Genomic DNA, 17599 nt, shown 5'->3' with positions numbered 1-17599 from the left:
CCATGGCCTTGCCCGCCGCGCTGAGGCTGCGGAGCCGCCGGGCCTTCGACCGCCTCTACCGCAACGGCCGCAGGGTGCATGGATCGCTCCTGGTGTTGCGCGTCACTGAGGCGGACCCCGCCCTGCTGCGCACCGGTGGCCCACACTCGCCCAGCCGCTGGCGTTGTGCCGTGGTGGTGAGCAGCAAGGTCAGCAAGCTGGCGGTGCGGCGCAATCAGCTGCGGCGCCAGCTGCACACCTGGCTCCACCAGCGCTGTGCCGGCCCCCAGCCCTCCGGCCGTGCCCTCTGGCTGCTGCTCAGCCTCAAGCCGGGCAGTGCGGACGCGGACACCGAGGCCTTGCTGGGAGAATGTGCGGAGCTGTTTCGCAAGGCAGGTCTGAGCCCATGAGCGGTACCCCGGCCGATGGTCTCCCCGTGATCCCCACCATTCCCGAACCCGTCTTTTATGAGGGTGGTCCGGCCAAGGGCGATCTGATCTTCAACCTCCTGCTCGGTCTCACCTTGATCGGCATCCCCTTCGCCGTGGGGGCCATCGTGCGTGCGCTCTGGCTGCGCTTCCGCATCACCAGCCGGCGCATCTCCGTGAGCGGTGGCTGGCTGGGCCGCGACCGCAGCCAGGTGGTGTACAGCCAGATCCGCGAGCTGCGCTCGGTGCCCCGTGGCTTCGGCGCCTGGGGCGACATGGTGCTGGTGCTCAACGATGGCGCCAAGCTTGAAATGCGCTCCGTGCCCCGCTTCCGCGAAACAGAGGCCTACATCCTCGAGCGCATGGCAGCCAAGACCAGCGCCGCAGCAGGAACGAAGGGATTCGGCGATGCCCAGCTGGCCACGGCCTGACGCCCCCAACTCCCTCCCGGTGCGCTCGCACCGCCCCATTGGTCGGGCACACTGGGCCGATCAGATCCTTCCCCCCGTCCCCACCCCGCTGTGATCGGCTACATCTCCGACAACCTGCTGCTCCCCATCCTCGATTTCTTCTACGGATTGGTGCCGAGCTACGGGCTGGCCATCATCGCGCTCACCGTGGTGATCCGGCTGGCGCTCTTCCCGCTGAGCGCCGGCTCCATCCGCAGTGCCCGCCGCATGCGCATCGCCCAGCCGGTGATGCAGAAGCGTCAGGCGGAGATCAAATCGCGCTACGCCAGCAACCCCCAGAAGCAGCAGGAAGAGCTGGGCAAGTTGATGAAGGAGTTCGGCAGCCCGCTGGCCGGCTGCCTGCCGCTGGTGGTTCAGATGCCGATCCTGTTCGCCCTGTTCGCCACCCTGCGGGGGTCCCCCTTCGCCGATGTGCCCTACACCCTGAACCTCAAGGTGCTCCCCGCCGACCAGATCGCTGCGGTGGAAGCGAAGCCGTTCAACAGCGCCAGCCATTCGATCTTCATCACCGAAACCAGCCACGTGCCGGTGGTCGCCAGCCTTGAGCAAGGCACCAAGCTCGGCGTCGGCGACACGGCCCAGATCGAGCTGCACACCCGTGACGGCAAGCCGTTCACCTCCGTCCTCGCCGATGTGGAAAACGGTTCGGCCTTCCTGCCCACCTGGTCGGTCACCAAAGGCGATGGCGTGGTGGCGGTCAGCGACGACGGCAGGATCACGGCCATCGGCACCGGTGACGCCACGGTGGAGGCCAAGGTGCCCGGCCTGGCAGCCCGCAGCGGCTTCCTGTTCATCAAGGCGCTCGGTCAGGTGGGCTTCTACACCGATGGGGCGATCAACTGGGACATCGCCATCCTGGTGGGAGCGTTCGGCGCCAGCCTGTTCGTCTCCCAGATCCTTTCGGGCATGGGCATGCCGCCGAACCCGCAGCAGTCCACCGCCAACAAGATCACGCCCGTGATGATCACCGGCATGTTCCTGTTCTTCCCGTTGCCCGCCGGCGTCCTGCTTTACATGGTGGTGGCGAACATCTTCCAGGGCCTGCAGACCTTCCTGCTCACCCGCGAAGCCCTTCCGGACAACCTCCAGGAGATTCTTGACCAGCAGCTTGCTCAGCAGACCGTGTCGGTGGCCTCCAGCGGCGCAGCCTCCCTCGACCGGCTGCCGTTTGAGCCCAAGAGCAAGAAGTGACGCAGCGCGGCCCCTCCCACCCTCCGCAGGCGGTGCCGCTGCAGCCGATCCCCCTGCAGCAGCTGCGGCTGATGCCCCAGGGGTGTCACTGGGAGGTCGACCAGCATCTGCCGGCCCTCACCACCCTCACGCCGGTGCGGGGCACGATCACTGCCCTGCATGGCGGCAGCGTGCTGGAGGTGAGCGGTGAGGCCCACACGATCATCACCCTCTGCTGCGACCGCTGCCTGCGCCACTACAACCAGCCGATCGCCTTCAAGGAGCGTGAACCGCTCTGGATCGGCGAGGCTGAACCGAGCGAGCCAGATGACGACCCGCTCGATGGCCCCTGCGAGCGCCTCGATCCCCAGGGCAGTTTCGATCCCGCCCATTGGCTGTTCGAGCAGCTCAGCCTGCAATGGCCCCTGCGCAACCATTGCGGCCCCGACTGCCCCGGGCCTGCCAGCTGGGGCACCCACGACGCGGCCCCGATCCCCGATCCCGCTTCCCAGGATGGTGCTGCGATCGACCCGCGCTGGGCGCGGTTGCGTGAGCTCCGCTGATCCGCTCCCATGCCCCACGTCGCCGCTCCCTTCCCGTTCAGCGCCCCTGAAGCCGGCCGATGACGGCGCCCTGGATCGACCAGCTGGATCTGCTGATCCGTTCGCGCACGCCGATCCTCTGGATCCGCAGCCCTGAAGAGGAGCGCATCCAGGCGCTGCTCACCACCGCGGCCGAGCGGCTGGGCCAGCGGCTGCTGCTGCGCTGGGATTTCGTGCAGGGGCTGGAGGGCCTGCCCAACCGGCGGGGGGAGGCAGCCCGCAACCCGATGGCGGCGCTCGACAGCATCGAATCCCTGCCTCCGGATCAACCAGCGATCCTGCTGCTGCTGGATTTCAACCGCTACTGCGAGGACCCGGGCATCTCGCGCCGCCTGCGCAATCTGGCTACCAGCCTGCGCCGCCAGCCCCGCACCCTGGTGATCACGGCCCCCGACTGGCAGGTGCCGCGCGAACTGGAGGAGTGCATCACCGTGCTCGAGCTGCCCCTTCCCAGTCCCAGCGAGATCAGCCAGCTGCTCACCAACATCGGTCAGGCCAGCGGCCGGCCGCCGGAGCCTGCCCTGCTGGAGCAACTGGCCCACTGCTGCAGCGGCCTCACCGAGCAACGCATCCGTCAGGTGGCCGCCCGGGCCCTGGCCCGCCGGGGGCAGCTCGGCGAAGCCGATCTCACCGAAGTGCTGGAGGAGAAGCGGCAGGCGATCGCCCGCAGCGAGCTGCTGGAGTATTGCCCAACCGAAGCGACCCCCTCCGACATCGGCGGCCTCGACGCCCTCAAGCACTGGTTGAAGCAGCGCAAGCTGGCCTTCAGCGACGAGGCCGAGCGCTATGGCCTGCCGCTACCCCGCGGCGTGCTGCTGGTCGGTCCACAGGGCACGGGAAAATCGCTCACGGCCAAGGCGATCGCCCACAGCTGGGCGATGCCGCTGCTGCGCCTCGATGTGGGACGCCTGTTCGCCGGCCTGGTAGGAGCCAGCGAGGCCCGCACCCGGGACATGATCCGCCGCGCCGAGGCCATGGCCCCCTGCGTGCTCTGGATCGACGAGATCGACAAGGGCTTCGGTGGCGACAGCCGCAGCGACGGCGGCACCAGTCAGAGGGTGCTGGCCAGCCTGCTCACCTGGATGGCGGAGAAAACCTCCGCCGTGTTCGTGGTGGCCACCGCCAACGGGGTGGACAGCCTGCCCCCCGAGCTGATGCGCAAAGGACGCTTCGACGAGATCTTCCTGCTCGATCTGCCTGATGTGGCTGAGCGGCTGGCGATTCTCGATCTGCAGCTGCGCCGGCGGCGCCCCGACCACCGCATCCCCCTGGATGTGCTCGTGGACCGCACCGCTGGCTTCTCCGGCGCAGAACTGGAGCAGGTGGTGGTGGAGGCCATGCACCTCGCCTTCGGCGACCACAGGGAGTTCGGTGAGCCTGATCTGATTGCCGCCGCCAGTGATCTGGTGCCCCTGTCGCGCACGGCGCGGGAACAGTTGGAGGCGCTCAAACACTGGGCCGAGAGTGGCCGGGCCCGCCCGGCCTCCAGATTGCGCGGCGTAACGAAAACAGACGCCGAGTAACGAACCCCGACGCCGGGTAACGAAACCCGGGGAATGGCGAAGTCTCCGCAATATCCATCCCTACGGTTCCGTGCAGTTGTACAGAACACCGTGGATCGTCCCGCCGTCGCCACCCAGATCGCCGTGGCTTGTCTTGGTGCCGGTGTGGTGACCACCTTCGCCGTGGCCCAGGGTCAGAACCCCCTCACCGCCCTCGGCATCACCCTGTTTTCCGCTCTCGCCGCTGTGATGGTGGGCCAGGTTCTCTGAACCCACACAGGCCAGGGTTGACGGTCGCTGTGGCTGGTTAGGGTCGCCTGGATGATCCATCCAGTGCGGTTCGTTTGGTCATGGATGCTTCGAAGCCTTCGCTGAACGTTGAGGCCACGGCGACTCACGTTCAGCCTTCGCTCACACACCCAGAGCCTTCGCCCACACAGGTTCTGCCATCTGTCACCCCTCCGGACCCTGCCGCCACGACGTTGACCGTGGCGGTGTTTGATGCGAAGCCCTACGACCGGCTCCATCTCCCAGCGGCCACAGGCGCAGATGTGCAGCTTCGCTTTCTTGCCTTTCGCCTCACTGCGGATACTGCCGCCGCTGCTGAAGGGGCCAAGGCTGTCTGTGTCTTCGTCAACGATGTGGTCGACCGGGCCTGTATCCAGCAGCTGGTGGCGAGGGGCATCACACTGGTGGCCCTGCGTTGCACCGGCTTCAACAATATCGATCTGGATTCAGCCAGGGAACTGGGGCTCACGGTGACCCATGTTCCGGCCTATTCCCCCTATGCGGTGGCTGAACATGCGGTGGCGTTGCTGCTGAGCCTGAACCGCAAGGTGCACCGGGCTTATAACCGGGTGCGGGAGATGAATTTCTCGCTGCAGGGCCTCGTGGGGAGCGATCTGCATCGCAAGACGGTGGGAATCGTGGGTACGGGCAAGATCGGCAAGATCGTGGCGCGCATTCTTCACGGCTTCGGCATGGTGGTGGTGGCCTACGACCCCTATCCCGACCCCGCCTGGGCGGCGCGGGAGGGCATCACCTATCTCGATCCGATCACATTGGCCTCGATGAGTGATGTGATCTCCCTGCACGTTCCGCTCACGCCGGAAACCCATCACATCATTCGGCGCGAAACCATTGAGCGCATGAAGCCGGGCGTGATTCTCGTCAATGTGAGCCGTGGCGGCCTGATTGACACCTCCGCGCTGATCGAGGCGCTCAAGTCGGGCCGGCTCGGCGGAGTGGCACTCGATGTCTATGAAGAAGAGGAGGGGGTGTTCTTCGAGGATCTCTCCAGCCATGTGCTTCAAGACGATCTGCTCGCCAGGCTGCTCACCTTCCCCAATGTGCTGATCACCGCCCACCAGGCCTTCCTCACCCACGAGGCGCTCGGTGATATCGCCCACGTGACCGGTGTCAACCTGCGGGCACTGGCGGCGGCGCACCCCTTCCTGAAGGGCTCCGTGCTCACCTGACGACGGCATCGTTTCCCCCATGGATCCACACACCCCTGCCCAGCTGCGGCAGCTCATGCCAGCGCTGGCGAACAAGAGCTACTTCAACTACGGCGGGCAGGGCCCGCTGCCGACGCCCTCGCTCGCGGCGATCACCGCCAGCTGGCAGCGGCTGCAGGAGCTGGGCCCGTTCACGACAGACGTCTGGCCCTGGCTGTCAGCCCAACTGAGCAGCCTGCGCGGGGTGCTGGCGGCCGGTTGCGGCGTTCCTCCCGATCGGTTGGCGCTCACCGAGAACGTGTCGAGCGGCTGCGTGCTGCCGCTCTGGGGGCTCCCCTGGCAGCCCGGCGACACCTTGCTGATCAGTGATTGCGAGCACCCCGGCATCGTGGCGGCCTGCCGCGAGCTGGCGCGCCGCGAAGGCCTCAGCCTCGACACCCTGGCGGTGAAGGAGACCCGCGGCGATTCCCCCGCTGCTGTGGATGACGCTGTGCTGGCGGCGCTCGAAGCCGCACTGACGCCGCGCACGCGCCTGGTGGTGCTCTCCCACTTGCTCTGGAACACCGGCCTGGTGATGCCGATCGCGGCCGTGGCCGCGCGGCTGCGGGAGCATGGGCGCCAGCCATGGTTGCTGGTGGATGCGGCCCAGTCGGTGGGAAGCCTGCCCGTGGCTGAAGCCGCCAGCCAGGCCGACATCTACGCCTTCACCGGCCACAAGTGGTGCTGCGGCCCTGAAGGGCTGGGTGGGGTGGCGCTGTCGGCGCGGCTGCTGGTGGAGTCGCAGCCCACGCTGGGAGGCTGGCGCAGCCTGGCGAACGAATCCCAGGGGGGCAGTGCCTGGCACACCGACAGCCGCCGCTTCGAGGTGGCCACCTCCTGCACGCCGCTGCTGGCAGGGTTGCACACCTCGCTGGCGTTGCTGGAGTCGCTGGGCTCGTGCGAGCAGCGGCTTTCGCTGATCCAGGAGCGCAGCGGCCAGCTGTGGCAGGGGCTGCAGGCGATTGATGGGATCACGCCGCTGCTGAGTGCAGCGCCACCCGCTGGCCTGGTGAGTTTCACCGTGGCCGGTCAGACCCCCCAGGCGGTGGTGGAGGCGCTGGGGAAGCAGGGACTCTGGCTGCGCAGCCTCGACGACCCGTGCTGTCTGCGTGCCTGCACCCATGTGACCACCAGCGCAGCCGAAGTGGAACGGCTGCTCGATGCCCTGTGTCAGCTGGTGTGAGGCGCCGGCGGTGACCCAGGAGGGCTCCGCCGACGGTGACGTGAGCCAGGAGCGTTCAGCCGACCGTGTCGGAGGCCATCAGGGTGCGGTGAACCCAGCCCGCCAGCAGGGCGCCGGCAATCGGTGCCACCCAGAACAGCCACAGCTGAGCCATGGCATCGCCGCCGACCCACACCGCCACGGCGGTGCTGCGGGCGGGGTTCACGGAGGTGTTGGTGACGGGGATGCTGATCAGGTGAATGAGGGTGAGGCTGAGACCGATCGGCACCCCGGCAAAGCCGCCGGGAGCCAGGCGATCGGTGGCGCCCATGATCACCAGCAGGAACACGAACGTGAGGATCACCTCGATCACCAGCGCGGCCAGGAAGCCGTAGCCGCCGGGGGAGTGGGCTCCCCAGCCGTTGGTGGCCAGCGGATTGCCACCAGTGAGGGCGAAGCCCTCCCTGCCGCTGGCCACGAGCAGGATCACACCGCCGGCGATCACGCCGCCGAGCACCTGGGCGATCACGTAGGGCAGCAGCTGGGAGCCGGGAAACTTGCCGCTGGCCCACAGCCCGAAGCTGACGGCCGGGTTGATGTGACAGCCGGAGATGTGCCCGAAGGTGTAGACCATGGTCAGCAGGGTCAGACCGAAGGCGAGCGAGACGCCGAGGAAGCCCAGGCCCAGAGGGTTGGCGGCGGGGTTGTCGTAGGGGAACACCGCTGCCAGCACGGCGCTGCCGCAGCCTCCGAGCACCAGCCAGAAGGTGCCGATCAGTTCAGCGAAGAACTTCTTCGCCAGTGGAACACTGGAGGCCATGCGGGTTAAGCGGCGGTATCGCGATTGATCTTCTCACCGCCTGGTGCTGGTTTTCGGCCGTTTGTGTGTTCAGACGCACAGTTTTCAGGGGGGCGGTCAGTGTGCCTGCCGGCCCCTGCAAGGGTCGTTTCCTCCTCAGACGGTTCTGAGCTGCAGCGCCTTCTGCGCTTCTTCCCGGTCGTCGAAGTGGATCTTGGTGGTGCCAAGAATCTGATAGTCCTCATGGCCCTTGCCGGCGATCAGCACCAGATCGCCGGGCGCGGCGCTGGCGATGCCGAGGGCGATGGCGGTGGCCCGGTCTCCCTCCACCACCAGGTCGGTGCCGGCGGGAATGCCGGCCACCACGTCGTCGAGGATGCGCTGGGGGTCTTCCGTGCGCGGATTGTCGGAGGTGACCACCACCCGATCCGCCAGCCGTGCGGCGATCGCCGCCATCTGGGGCCGCTTGCCGCGGTCACGGTCACCGCCGCAGCCGAACACGCAGATCAGCCGGCCGGAGCAGAAGGGCCGGCAGGCGGCCAGGGCGTTCTCCAGCCCATCGGGGGTGTGGGCGTAGTCCACCAGCACCGCCGGCAGGTCAGTGCCGGCACCACCAGCCAGCACCACCCGCTCCATGCGGCCGGGCACCCCGCGGAAGCTGTCGATCGCCGCCAGCAGCGGGGCCAGCTCCAGCCCCTGCTGCAGCAGGGCGCCCACCGCCTCCAGCAGGTTCATCAGGTTGAAGCGCCCCACCAGCGGCGAGCAGAACGGCCCTGAGCCCAGCGGGCTCACCAGGGTGCCGCTGACGCCATCGGCCCCGACCACCAGATCACGCACACCCAGCTCCGCCACGCCCGCCCCCGCCGGCGCTTCGGCCGGTGTCGCCAGGGAGCAGCGCCAGAGTCGCGCGCCGAGGGTGTCCGTCAGGCGCTCCGCCAGCTGCGCGCCCCACGGGTCGTCGATGTTCACCACGGCGCCCCCTGCCAGCCGCTCGGAGGCGAACAGCAGCGCCTTGGCCTCGAAGTAGGCCTGCATCGACGGGTGGTAGTCGAGGTGGTCCTGGGTGAGGTTGGTGAACACGGCACCGGCGAAGCGGCAGCCCGCCACCCGCGCTTGATCAAGGGCATGGGAGCTCACCTCCATCGCCCCGACCCGGGCGCCTGCGGCCACCGCCTCGGCCAGTTGCCGCTGCAGCTCGTCGGCGAAGGCGGTGGTGTGCGAGGCGGTGGCGCTGTGTCCGGGCCAGCGGTTGCTGAGCGTGCCGAACAGGGCGACCGGCTGGCCGCAGGCGGCTGCCAGATGTTCGATCAGATGGGTGGTGGTGGTTTTGCCGTTGGTGCCGGTGACGCCAATCAGGGCCAGCTGCTGGCTGGGCTCCCCCCAGAAGGCCGCGGCCAGCCGTCCGGCAATTTCCGCCAGCGGTCCCTGCACCACCAGCACTGGGTCGGTGGCGGAGGGCGGGCACTGGGCGGCGGCCGCCGCGCCGATCACCGCAGCCACCGCGCCATTGCTCAGCGCCTTGGGCCAGAACACGCCGCCGTCCACCTGACCACCGGGCACCCCCACGAACAGGGTGCCGGCGCCCACTTGGCGGGAATCGCAGCTCACGCCGGTGACGGTCTCATCCCCCAGGGTGCGGGGCACCTCCAGACCGCTCTGGTGCAGGAGGGAATGGAGAGGCTGGGTCATGGGGGTGGGGGCAGCCGCCGCCGTGGGATCGGGGTTCGCAGGGTTTTAGGCGGATTCGGGGGCATCCGATAGCGCTGCCAGACACTTCCTCAGCCAGCGGTCGAGGGCGGCCCCGCTGAGCCGCGGCGATGCCCGCGGCAATTCCTGCAGCTGATCGGCGCGCCGTACAGCCAGCACCGGAATCTCCAGCCCGTAACGGGCCTCGAGCGCGGGGTCGCTCGCCACATCCACCAGCACCAGGTCGGGACGGGGTTCAAGCGCCCGCAGCCGTTGCTCCAGCCCGTCGCAGAGGCAACAGCCGTCGCGCCGGTAGAGCGTCAGAGGGGGCAGGCCGGCCGTGGCGGTCATCAGCAAGGGAGGGTGTGGGGGGAGAGCTTCAATCGGGAACCGGATCGCAGCCGCACGGGGTGAAGGGGTGACAGCGCAGCAGGCGGCGGGCCGTGAGCCAACCACCCCGCCAGGGGCCATGGCGTTGAATGGCCTCCAGGCCATAGGCGCTGCAGCTGGGGATGAAGCGGCAGCGGGGCCCCAGCAGGGGAGACAGCCACTGCCGGTAGGCCTGGATCAGGCCCATAAGCACCCTCGCGACCAGGGCGGAGAGGGCGTTGGCCCGGAAAGATAGAGTGATGGGCTGGCGTTCCACTGCCGGGAGCTGCCGAGGGAAACCTCCAGCATGCTCCCAGGTCAACGGCGGCGCCGGTCCATCCCTTTGAACAGCTTTCCCCGATGTCCCGATACCGCGGCCCTCGCCTGAGGATCACGCGGCGCTTGGGAGACCTCCCCGGTCTCACCCGTAAGTCCGCCAAGCGGGCTTATCCCCCCGGTCAGCACGGCCAAGCCCGTCGCAAGCGCTCCGAATACGCCATCCGCCTGGAAGAGAAGCAGAAGCTTCGCTTCAACTACGGCATCTCCGAGCGCCAGCTCGTGCGCTACGTGAAGAAAGCGCGCGCCCAGGAAGGTTCCACCGGAACCAACCTGCTCAAACTGCTCGAGAACCGTCTCGACAACGTCTGCTTCCGTCTCGGCTTCGGCCCCACCGTGCCCGGCGCCCGCCAGCTGGTGAACCACGGCCACATCACCGTGAATGGCCGTGTCGTTGACATCCCCAGCTATCAGTGCCGTGCCGGTGATGTGATCATCGTGCGTCAGCGCAAGGCCAGCAAGCAGCTGGCTGAAGGCAACCTGGAGTTCCCAGGCCTCTCCAACATCCCCCCCAACCTCGAGCTCGACAAAGCCAAGCTCTCGGCCAAGGTCAACGGCCGCATTGAGCGTGAATGGGTGGCGCTGGAGATCAACGAACTGCTGGTGGTGGAGTACTACTCCCGCAAGGTGTGACCCTCGGGATCCTCCCCATCCAGCTTTGGTTCACCACACCCCGCCCTCGGCGGGGTTTTTTCATGGTCGAGCTCTGGCTTGCACTCTCACAGTTCCGCCAGGGCTGACTGAGCCGTCGCAGACGACGGCCAAGCCTCAGCCGGCGCGGCCAGCCGCCCTCAGCCGCTGATCAGCTGCTCCAAGGCGGCGGTCACATCCGGCTGGCGCATCAGCGCTTCCCCCACCAGCACCGCATCGGCGCCGGCGCTCTGCACCCGGTCGAGGTCGTCGCGGCTGAACAGCCCCGATTCGCTCACCAGCAGTGCTCCCCGCTGCCGCACCTGATCGCCGAAACGGACCATCAGTTGCTCGGTGGTGGCGAGATCGGTGTGGAAGCTGGTGAGGTCGCGGTTGTTGATGCCGATCAGGGTGTGAGCCGCCGTGATTGGCTCCGACCAGATGGGCAGGCGCAGCATCCGCTCCAGCTCGTCGGCGTCATGCACCTCCACCAGCACGGCCAGCCCCAGGGCACGGGCCACCTTCATCAGGTAAACCACGTCCTGGTCGGTGAGAATCGCCGCGATCAGCAGGGCCGCATCGGCGCCGGCGGCGCGTGCCTGGTGCAGCTGGTAGGGGGAAAGGATGAAGTCCTTGCAGAGCAGGGGCAGATCCACCACCTGGCGCACCTCAACCAGCACCTCGAAGCCGCCCTGGAAAAACCTCTTGTCGGTGAGCACCGACAGGCAGCTGGCGCCACCGGCCGCATAGCCCCTGGCAATGGCCACCGGATCGAAATCGGCGCGGATCACGCCTTTGCTGGGGCTGGCTTTCTTGATCTCGGCGATCACCGCGGGCTTGCGGCAGCTCGCCCGCAGCGCGGCGACGAAATCACGGGTGGGGGGCAGGTCGCGCAGTTGGCGCTGCAGCGTTTCCAGCGGCACCCGCTCCCTGGCGGCGGCCACCTCGCGATCTTTCTCCCAGACGATCCGCTCGAGGATGTGCTGGGGCTCCTGCTCGGGATGGGGAATGCCGAACTGAAGATTGGCCACCTTCACCGGCGGATTGGGTGGACGGCGACGAATCTCCAAAGCCTCAGGGCAACATGAGCCGATCGTAAGGGCGGGCACCGAGACGGCCCGTGAGTGGGCCAGGCCTCATCAGGCCACGGCCATGGCCGCCTGCTTGTAGGCCACCTCCACCACTTCACTGAGGGTGGGGTGGGTGTGCACTTCCGTGGCGAGGTCCCCCACCCGCTGGCGGCGGGCCACGGCGTTGGCGACCTCCTGAATCAGGTCGGCGGCGTGCAATCCATAGATGTGGGCGCCCAGCACCTCGCCGGTGTCCTTGCGGAACAGCAGCTTCATCAGCCCATCGCTTTCCAGTTCCGCCAGCGCCTTGGAGTTGGCCTTGAAGTAACTGCGCACGCTGCCTAGCTCAAACCCCTCGGCCGCCGCCAGCGCCTTGGCGTCGGCTTCGCTCAGGCCCACCGAGCTGATCTCGGGATGGGTGAAGGTGGCTGCCGGGATCGAGCGGTAGTCGATCGCACGCGCATGGCCAAGGATGTTGTCCACTGCCACGGTGCCCTGGGCGGCGGCGGTGTGGGCCAGCATCATCTTTCCGGTCACGTCGCCCACGGCCCAGAGATGGGGCACGGGCGTCTCGCCCGCCAGCACCTGGAGCTGGTCGTTCACGGGAATGAAGCCGCGGTTGGTTTCCACGCCCACGCTGGCCAGGTGTAGATCCTTGCTCACCGGCACCCGCCCGGTGGCCACCAGCACCGCATCCACTTCCAGCACCTCCACCAGCTCCTTGGTGGCCATGGCGGCCAGTTCGATCCGTACCGGCGCCCCCGGGGTCACCTTGCGGGCCAGCAGACCGGCCCGGGTGTCGATGTCCCGGCCGTCGATCAGGTGGCGAGCGGCGATCTTGGCGATGTCGGGATCAAAGGTGGGCATCACCCGATCGAGCGCCTCGATCATCGTGACCTCGCAACCCAGTGCCGTGTACACATCGGCGAATTCCAGGCCGATGTAGCCGCTGCCCACGATGGCGATCCAGCGGGGCAGCCACTCCAGGCTGATCGCTTCGTCGCTGGTGAACACCGTGCGTCCGTCGGTTTCGATTCCGGGCGGCACGAAGGGATCCGAGCCGGTAGCCACGATCACATCGCGGGCGGTGAACACCTGTTCCACCCCGTTGCTCTGGCGCACCGCCACCCGCTGATGCCCGTCGAGGCGCCCCTTGCCCCGCAGGATCACGGCCCCCGACCGCTCCAGGGTCTTGGTGAGATTGGTGCGGATCGTGGCCACCAGCTGATTGGCGTGATCGGCGATCTTCTGCCGCTCGAAGCGCACCGGCGCGGCGTGGATGCCGAAACCTTGCAGGTGCTTGGCATCAGCCAGCTCCCGCACCCGGCCACTGGCGGCCAGCAGCGCCTTGGAGGGCACGCAGCCGCGGTTCACGCAGGTGCCGCCCATGTCACGCGATTCGATGATCGCCGTGCGCAGGCCATGGTCGGCCGCATGCTTGGCCGCATCGAAGCCGCCGTAGCCGGCGCCGATCACGATCACGTCGTAGTCGAAGGAAGAGGCGCTGCTGTCGCTCACCGGGGCGTGTCTCAGGGAGTGACCGGCATTCTCTCCTGTTGCTGGCGCCAGCGTTCCAGCAACAGGGGCCCGGCCGCCACGGCCACGTTGAGGGATTCCACGGCGGCGCTGTGGGGAATCGTGACCCGGTGGCTGCAACAGCTGAGCAGGTCGGCGCTCAGCCCTGCACCTTCGTTGCCCAGCAACAGCACGGTTGGCAGCGTCCAGTCGAGCTGCCAATAGGGAATCGCGGCAGTGTTGGCCCCAGAGGCGCTGGCCTCAGAGGCGGTGGGTGCGCTGCGGGCCATCACGGTGGTGGCCACCACCTGGGCCCCTTGCGCGCGGGCCTGCTGCAGGCGCAGGGCGAGGCCTTCGAGGCGCTCAAGCGGCAGGGTGAGGGCCGCGCCGGCGGAGGCGCGCACCACTTTCGGTTGCCAGGGGTCGGCGCCACCGGCCAACCACAGCGCCTCGACCCCGGCCGCCAGGGCCGTGCGCATCAAGGTGCCCAGGTTGCCCGGATCCTGCAATTGCTCCAGGGCCAGCACGAACCCCGGCCTGGCGGGTGCGGCGGGACGGGGCAGGGCCAGGCTCAGCACCACCCCATCGGGATGCTGGGTGGTGGCCGCGGCCGCCAGCACCGCCTCATCCACCGGCTGCAGCACGGCCGCCATCGACGGATGCTGGTGCAGCAGGGCCTGATGGGCCTCGATCCAGGCGGGTGTGGCGAGCAGTTCGCCCGCGGCCAGGCCAAGTCGGGCGGCTTCCTCGATCAGGTGGGTGCCTTCCAGCAGCACGCGTCCCTGGTCGCGCCGTCCACGGGATTCATGCAAGGCTCGGAAGCGCCCCACCACTGGATTGCGCCGGCTGGTGATCAGCGGACGAAAGAACGTTGCTGGCTCCCGCGACTCTGAAGGCTGGCCAGTGGCCTCATAGTGGCTCTGCTCGGCAGATTGGCCAGATTGTCTTGGCTCTGCAAATTGTAGTGGCTCACCAGGTTGGCTGGGGTCGCCGGATTTCCGGAGTTCTTGGGCTGGCCAGGGGCCGCCGGCCTGCGGGAGTTCAGAAGACCTGATGTTTTCTGACATGCATGGAATCCTTCATCACCAGTTCGGTGGCATGAAGATCCATTCCTTTGACCGCCGCCACTTCGCCGCGGATGCCCTCCTCGCGGAGGTTTTCAACGAGCTTCTGCAGCACAATGTCCTCGACGGTGGTTTCGTCGAAACCGCCAGGGGTGAGGCGTTCAAGAAAGCGCCCGATCTTCCCCGCCACGACCTCGGAGGAATTGCTGATCTTGAGGACGATCATGGAAACGGGAGCGCGACGGAGGAGAACCCGGATTGGAGGTTCCTACAGGACAGAGGGAGTGGGCTGAAAAATGATGCGGATGGGGAGACTTGAACTCCCACGACATTGCTGCCACTAGTACCTGAAACTAGCGCGTCTACCAATTCCGCCACATCCGCTGGCGTGCCGCCGCAGCGACCAAGCAACCCTAGATCATCGCCTTCACGGCCGGCCACCGGCTACCGCGTCACGCCACGGGGTACTCCGGAAGACAGTTCAGGGGGCGGACGGCTAGACGGTGCGCCTCTGAATTGTCAAGATGCCGGCACCATCGGCTATGTAATCAGCCATGACCGTGACCGCCGCCGTGGCTCCCCAGCTGATGGTCAATCCCCGCCTGGAGATCCTTGGGGGACACCGTCTGGCCGGCGAGCTGCGCGTGAGCGGCGCCAAGAACTCGGCGCTGGTGCTGATGGCGGCCTGCCTGATGAGCACCCAGCCCCTGCGCCTGCGGAACATCCCTCCGCTCACCGACATCGCGGCGATGGGCGAGATCCTCGGTGCCTTCGGCGTGAAGGTGAAGCGCGGTCCCGACTGGATCGAGCTTGATGGGGCCCATCTCACCCACTCCACCGCCCCCTACGAACTGGTCAACAGCCTGCGGGCCAGCTTCTTCTGCATCGGCCCGCTGCTGGCTCGCCTGGGTGTGGCGAAGATTCCCCTTCCTGGTGGCTGCCAGATCGGTTCCCGTCCGGTCATTGAGCATGTGCGGGGCCTCAAGGCGCTCGGCGCCCAGGTCACCATTGATCACGGTGTGGTCTCGGCCGTGGTGCCCGGCCGCAGCCATCGGCTCCACGGTGGCCACATCCACCTGGAATGCCCCAGCGTCGGCGCCACCGAAACGTTGATGATGGCCGCGGCTCTGGCCGAAGGCGAAACGGTGATCCACAACGCCGCTCTCGAGCCGGAAGTGGTGGACCTGGCCGGCCTGCTGATCGCCATGGGGGGCAAGGTGCGCGGCGCTGGCACCCCCACGATCACGATTGTTGGCGTCGAGCGGCTCCATGGCGCCGATTACGCCGTGATTCCCGATCGCATCGAGGCCGGCACCTTTCTGCTGGCAGCGGCGATCACCCGTTCCGTGCTGCGCGTCGCCCCGCTGATCCCCGACCACCTCGGTGCCGTGATCAGCAAGCTCGAAGAAGCCGGCTGCTCGCTGGAAGCGGATGGGATCGGCATGACCATCCGCGCCGACCGGATTCAGGCCCTCGACCTGCGCACCCAGCCGTTCCCAGGTTTCCCCACCGACCTGCAGGCCCCATTCATGAGCCTGCTGGCCACGGCCTCGGGCACGAGCATGGTCGTCGAGACGATCTTTGAAAACCGCCTGCAGCATGTGGCTGAGCTGCAGCGCATGGGGGCTTCGATCCGCATGCAGGGCAATACGGCGTTCGTGGAGGGGGTGGCCCGGCTCAGCGGCGCTCCCGTGCAGGGAACCGATCTGCGCGCCTCGGCGGCGATGGTGCTGGCGGGTCTGGCCGCCGATGGCACCACCAGCGTGCAGGGCCTGGAGTTCCTCGACCGCGGCTACGCCGATCTGGAAGGGAAGCTCAACAGCGTCGGCGCGGTGATCCGCCGCGTGAATGGCTGAGCGGAGCTTCGGGCGGTTGCCCGTTGCTCGGGCGAGGGGCTGATTCCCGCCTCCCCCTACAGTCGTTGAGCGGGAGCGTGCCGGAATTGGTAGACGGACTCGACTCAAAATCGAGCGCCTTCGGGCATGTGGGTTCGAGTCCCACCGCTCCCATCCCTCCAGCCTCAGCCCCATGTCCGTAGAGATCGCCGCGCCACCGCGGCCCGCTCCCACGCTGGTGCTGGTTCCCGACCCGGTGATGGACACCTACGCCCGCTTCCCCCTGGAGTTGGCGAAGGGCAAGGGCGTCTGGGTGCAGGACACTGCCGGCCGCCGCTACCTCGACTGTGTCGCCGGCATCGCCACCTGCACCCTCGGTCACAGCGACCGTGTGATGCGCAAGGCGCTGTCACGGCAACTGGGCCGCCTGCAGCATGTGTCGAACCTCTACCGGATTCCCGAGCAGGAGGAGCTGGCCGCCTGGATCACCAGCCGCAGCTGCACCGATCGGGTGTTCTTCTGCAATTCCGGCGCCGAGGCCAATGAGGCGGCCATCAAGCTGGCCCGCAAACATGGCCACACCGTGCGGGGCATCGAGCGGCCGATCATCCTCACGGCCCAGGCCAGCTTCCACGGCCGCACCCTGGCGGCGGTGAGCGCCACCGGCCAGCCGAAGTACCACCACGGCTTCGAGCCCATGGTGGAAGGCTTTCGCTTCTTCCCCTACAACGACATCGCCGCGTTCGAGGCGCTGCTGACGGCCTGCGAGGCCGACGGCCCCCGCGTTGCCGCCGTGCTGATCGAGCCGCTGCAGGGCGAAGGGGGGGTGAACCCTGGGGATCCCGCCTTCTTCCGTCGCCTGCGGGAGCTCTGCGACCGGCACAGCATCCTGCTGATCTTCGATGAGGTGCAGATCGGCCTAGGCCGCAGTGGTGCGCTGTGGGGCTACGAGCAACTCGGCGTCGAGCCCGATGCGATCACCCTCGCCAAGGGCCTCGGCGGTGGCATCCCGATCGGAGCCCTGGCCGTGAAGCGCTCGGTGGATCACTTCCGCCCGGGCGACCACGCCAGCACCTTCGGCGGCAATCCCTTTGCCTGCCGCGCCGCCCTCACGGTGGTGCAGGAGCTGGAGCGGCGCGCCCTGGTGCCGCATGTGGCGGCCATGGGCATGCTGCTGCAGTCGCTGTTGCGGGATCTGGTGGACCAGCGCCCCCACCAACTCGAGGGGGTGCGCGGCTGGGGGCTGCTGCAGGGTCTGGTGCTCAAGGCCGACAGCGAGCTCACGGCGCCGGCGATTGCCCTGCGGGCGATCGAAGCCGGCCTGCTGGTGGTGCCCGCCGGCCCGCGTGTCGTGCGCTTCGTGCCGCCGCTGGTGATCCGGCCCAAGCACCTGCGTCTGGCGGTCAGCCGCCTCGCGCAAACGCTGGATGCGTTGGCCGGCGCCTAAAGCTGTCGAGCGCCACGGTTTCTCATCGGTTCCCACCCA

19 protein-coding genes and 2 tRNA genes are annotated in these 17599 nt (G+C 67.9%); 12 read left to right on the top strand and 9 right to left on the bottom strand.

Translation table 11 applies throughout. The annotated features are described in order from the left end of the window. Positions 1 to 2 precede the first annotated feature (2 nt). The 8 genes from rnpA to KBZ19_RS03395 all read left to right on the top strand — a co-directional run bounded on the left by rnpA (position 3) and on the right by KBZ19_RS03395 (position 6830). Positions 3 to 389: a ribonuclease P protein component gene (gene rnpA / locus KBZ19_RS03430; RefSeq protein WP_255099762.1), complete on the top strand. Its 387-nt coding sequence runs from the start codon at positions 3 to 5 to the stop codon at positions 387 to 389. After that, positions 386 to 838 (top strand): PH domain-containing protein, encoded by a 453-nt coding sequence (locus tag KBZ19_RS03425; protein ID WP_094510327.1) that lies wholly within the window; start codon positions 386 to 388, stop codon positions 836 to 838. The genes rnpA and KBZ19_RS03425 overlap by 4 nt, the downstream gene beginning before the upstream one ends. A gap of 90 nt (positions 839 to 928) precedes the next feature. Continuing rightward, entirely contained in the window at positions 929 to 2068 is a 1140-nt protein-coding gene (gene yidC, locus KBZ19_RS03420) for a membrane protein insertase YidC (RefSeq protein ID WP_255099761.1), read from the top strand. Continuing rightward, positions 2065 to 2610, top strand: coding sequence for a DUF177 domain-containing protein (locus tag KBZ19_RS03415; RefSeq protein WP_255099760.1), 546 nt, complete (start codon positions 2065 to 2067; stop codon positions 2608 to 2610). The genes yidC and KBZ19_RS03415 overlap by 4 nt, the downstream gene beginning before the upstream one ends. Positions 2611 to 2669: 59 nt before the next feature. After that, positions 2670 to 4172 carry an AAA family ATPase gene (locus KBZ19_RS03410; RefSeq protein ID WP_255099758.1) on the top strand — a complete coding sequence of 501 codons (1503 nt, stop codon included), beginning with the start codon at positions 2670 to 2672 and terminating at the stop codon, positions 4170 to 4172. A gap of 90 nt (positions 4173 to 4262) precedes the next feature. Beyond that, a complete protein-coding gene (locus KBZ19_RS03405) occupies positions 4263 to 4421 on the top strand; it encodes a hypothetical protein (RefSeq protein WP_198948196.1) in 159 nt (52 codons plus the stop codon). Between the two features lie 212 nt (positions 4422 to 4633). Further along, positions 4634 to 5629 (top strand): 2-hydroxyacid dehydrogenase, encoded by a 996-nt coding sequence (locus KBZ19_RS03400; RefSeq protein WP_261346073.1) that lies wholly within the window; start codon positions 4634 to 4636, stop codon positions 5627 to 5629. Between the two features lie 19 nt (positions 5630 to 5648). Further along, entirely contained in the window at positions 5649 to 6830 is a 1182-nt protein-coding gene (locus KBZ19_RS03395; RefSeq protein WP_255099756.1) for an aminotransferase class V-fold PLP-dependent enzyme, read from the top strand. 55 nt (positions 6831 to 6885) lie between these two features. On the opposite strand, the gene aqpZ is transcribed toward KBZ19_RS03395, so the two are convergent. From aqpZ to yidD, 4 genes are all read right to left on the bottom strand, one after another. Then, positions 6886 to 7629, bottom strand: a complete 744-nt coding sequence (gene aqpZ, locus KBZ19_RS03390; RefSeq protein ID WP_255099755.1) for an aquaporin Z — start codon at positions 7627 to 7629, stop codon at positions 6886 to 6888. A gap of 135 nt (positions 7630 to 7764) precedes the next feature. Further along, positions 7765 to 9297, bottom strand: a complete 1533-nt coding sequence (locus tag KBZ19_RS03385; protein WP_255099754.1) for a UDP-N-acetylmuramoyl-L-alanyl-D-glutamate--2,6-diaminopimelate ligase — start codon at positions 9295 to 9297, stop codon at positions 7765 to 7767. A gap of 45 nt (positions 9298 to 9342) precedes the next feature. Further along, positions 9343 to 9645 (bottom strand): glutaredoxin family protein, encoded by a 303-nt coding sequence (locus KBZ19_RS03380; protein ID WP_094510459.1) that lies wholly within the window; start codon positions 9643 to 9645, stop codon positions 9343 to 9345. Positions 9646 to 9673: 28 nt separating this feature from the next. Next, entirely contained in the window at positions 9674 to 9925 is a 252-nt protein-coding gene (gene yidD / locus KBZ19_RS03375; protein WP_369802974.1) for a membrane protein insertion efficiency factor YidD, read from the bottom strand. Between the two features lie 98 nt (positions 9926 to 10023). Between yidD and rpsD the strand changes: the two genes are divergently transcribed. Next, complete coding sequence (gene rpsD / locus KBZ19_RS03370) at positions 10024 to 10632, top strand: 30S ribosomal protein S4 (protein WP_094510334.1); 609 nt, start codon at positions 10024 to 10026, stop codon at positions 10630 to 10632. 158 nt (positions 10633 to 10790) lie between these two features. On the opposite strand, the gene trpC is transcribed toward rpsD, so the two are convergent. The 5 genes from trpC to KBZ19_RS03345 form a co-directional block, all read right to left on the bottom strand. After that, positions 10791 to 11699, bottom strand: coding sequence for an indole-3-glycerol phosphate synthase TrpC (gene trpC / locus KBZ19_RS03365; RefSeq protein WP_255099753.1), 909 nt, complete (start codon positions 11697 to 11699; stop codon positions 10791 to 10793). A 69-nt stretch (positions 11700 to 11768) separates the two neighbouring features. Next, positions 11769 to 13217 (bottom strand): dihydrolipoyl dehydrogenase, encoded by a 1449-nt coding sequence (gene lpdA, locus KBZ19_RS03360; RefSeq protein WP_255099752.1) that lies wholly within the window; start codon positions 13215 to 13217, stop codon positions 11769 to 11771. Positions 13218 to 13228: 11 nt separating this feature from the next. Next, a complete protein-coding gene (locus KBZ19_RS03355) occupies positions 13229 to 14026 on the bottom strand; it encodes an RNA methyltransferase (RefSeq protein ID WP_255099751.1) in 798 nt (265 codons plus the stop codon). Positions 14027 to 14255: 229 nt separating this feature from the next. Then, positions 14256 to 14504, bottom strand: coding sequence for a hypothetical protein (locus KBZ19_RS03350; protein WP_094510338.1), 249 nt, complete (start codon positions 14502 to 14504; stop codon positions 14256 to 14258). A gap of 74 nt (positions 14505 to 14578) precedes the next feature. After that, positions 14579 to 14662, bottom strand: a tRNA-Leu gene (locus KBZ19_RS03345). A 170-nt stretch (positions 14663 to 14832) separates the two neighbouring features. Between KBZ19_RS03345 and murA the strand changes: the two genes are divergently transcribed. From murA to KBZ19_RS03330, 3 genes are all read left to right on the top strand, one after another. Beyond that, positions 14833 to 16134: a UDP-N-acetylglucosamine 1-carboxyvinyltransferase gene (gene murA / locus KBZ19_RS03340; protein WP_255099750.1), complete on the top strand. Its 1302-nt coding sequence runs from the start codon at positions 14833 to 14835 to the stop codon at positions 16132 to 16134. Positions 16135 to 16205: 71 nt separating this feature from the next. Beyond that, positions 16206 to 16287 (top strand) — tRNA-Leu (locus KBZ19_RS03335). A gap of 85 nt (positions 16288 to 16372) precedes the next feature. Then, the gene (locus tag KBZ19_RS03330) at positions 16373 to 17560 is read left to right on the top strand and encodes an aspartate aminotransferase family protein (RefSeq protein ID WP_255100038.1); all 1188 of its coding nucleotides are present in this window, start codon (positions 16373 to 16375) and stop codon (positions 17558 to 17560) included. Positions 17561 to 17599: the final 39 nt, after the last annotated feature.

This window comes from Synechococcus sp. L2F (assembly GCF_024345695.1).
Classification (GTDB): domain Bacteria; phylum Cyanobacteriota; class Cyanobacteriia; order PCC-6307; family Cyanobiaceae; genus MW101C3.
Note: the sequence above shows the minus strand (reverse complement) of the source record. Positions and strands in the feature narration are given on the sequence as shown.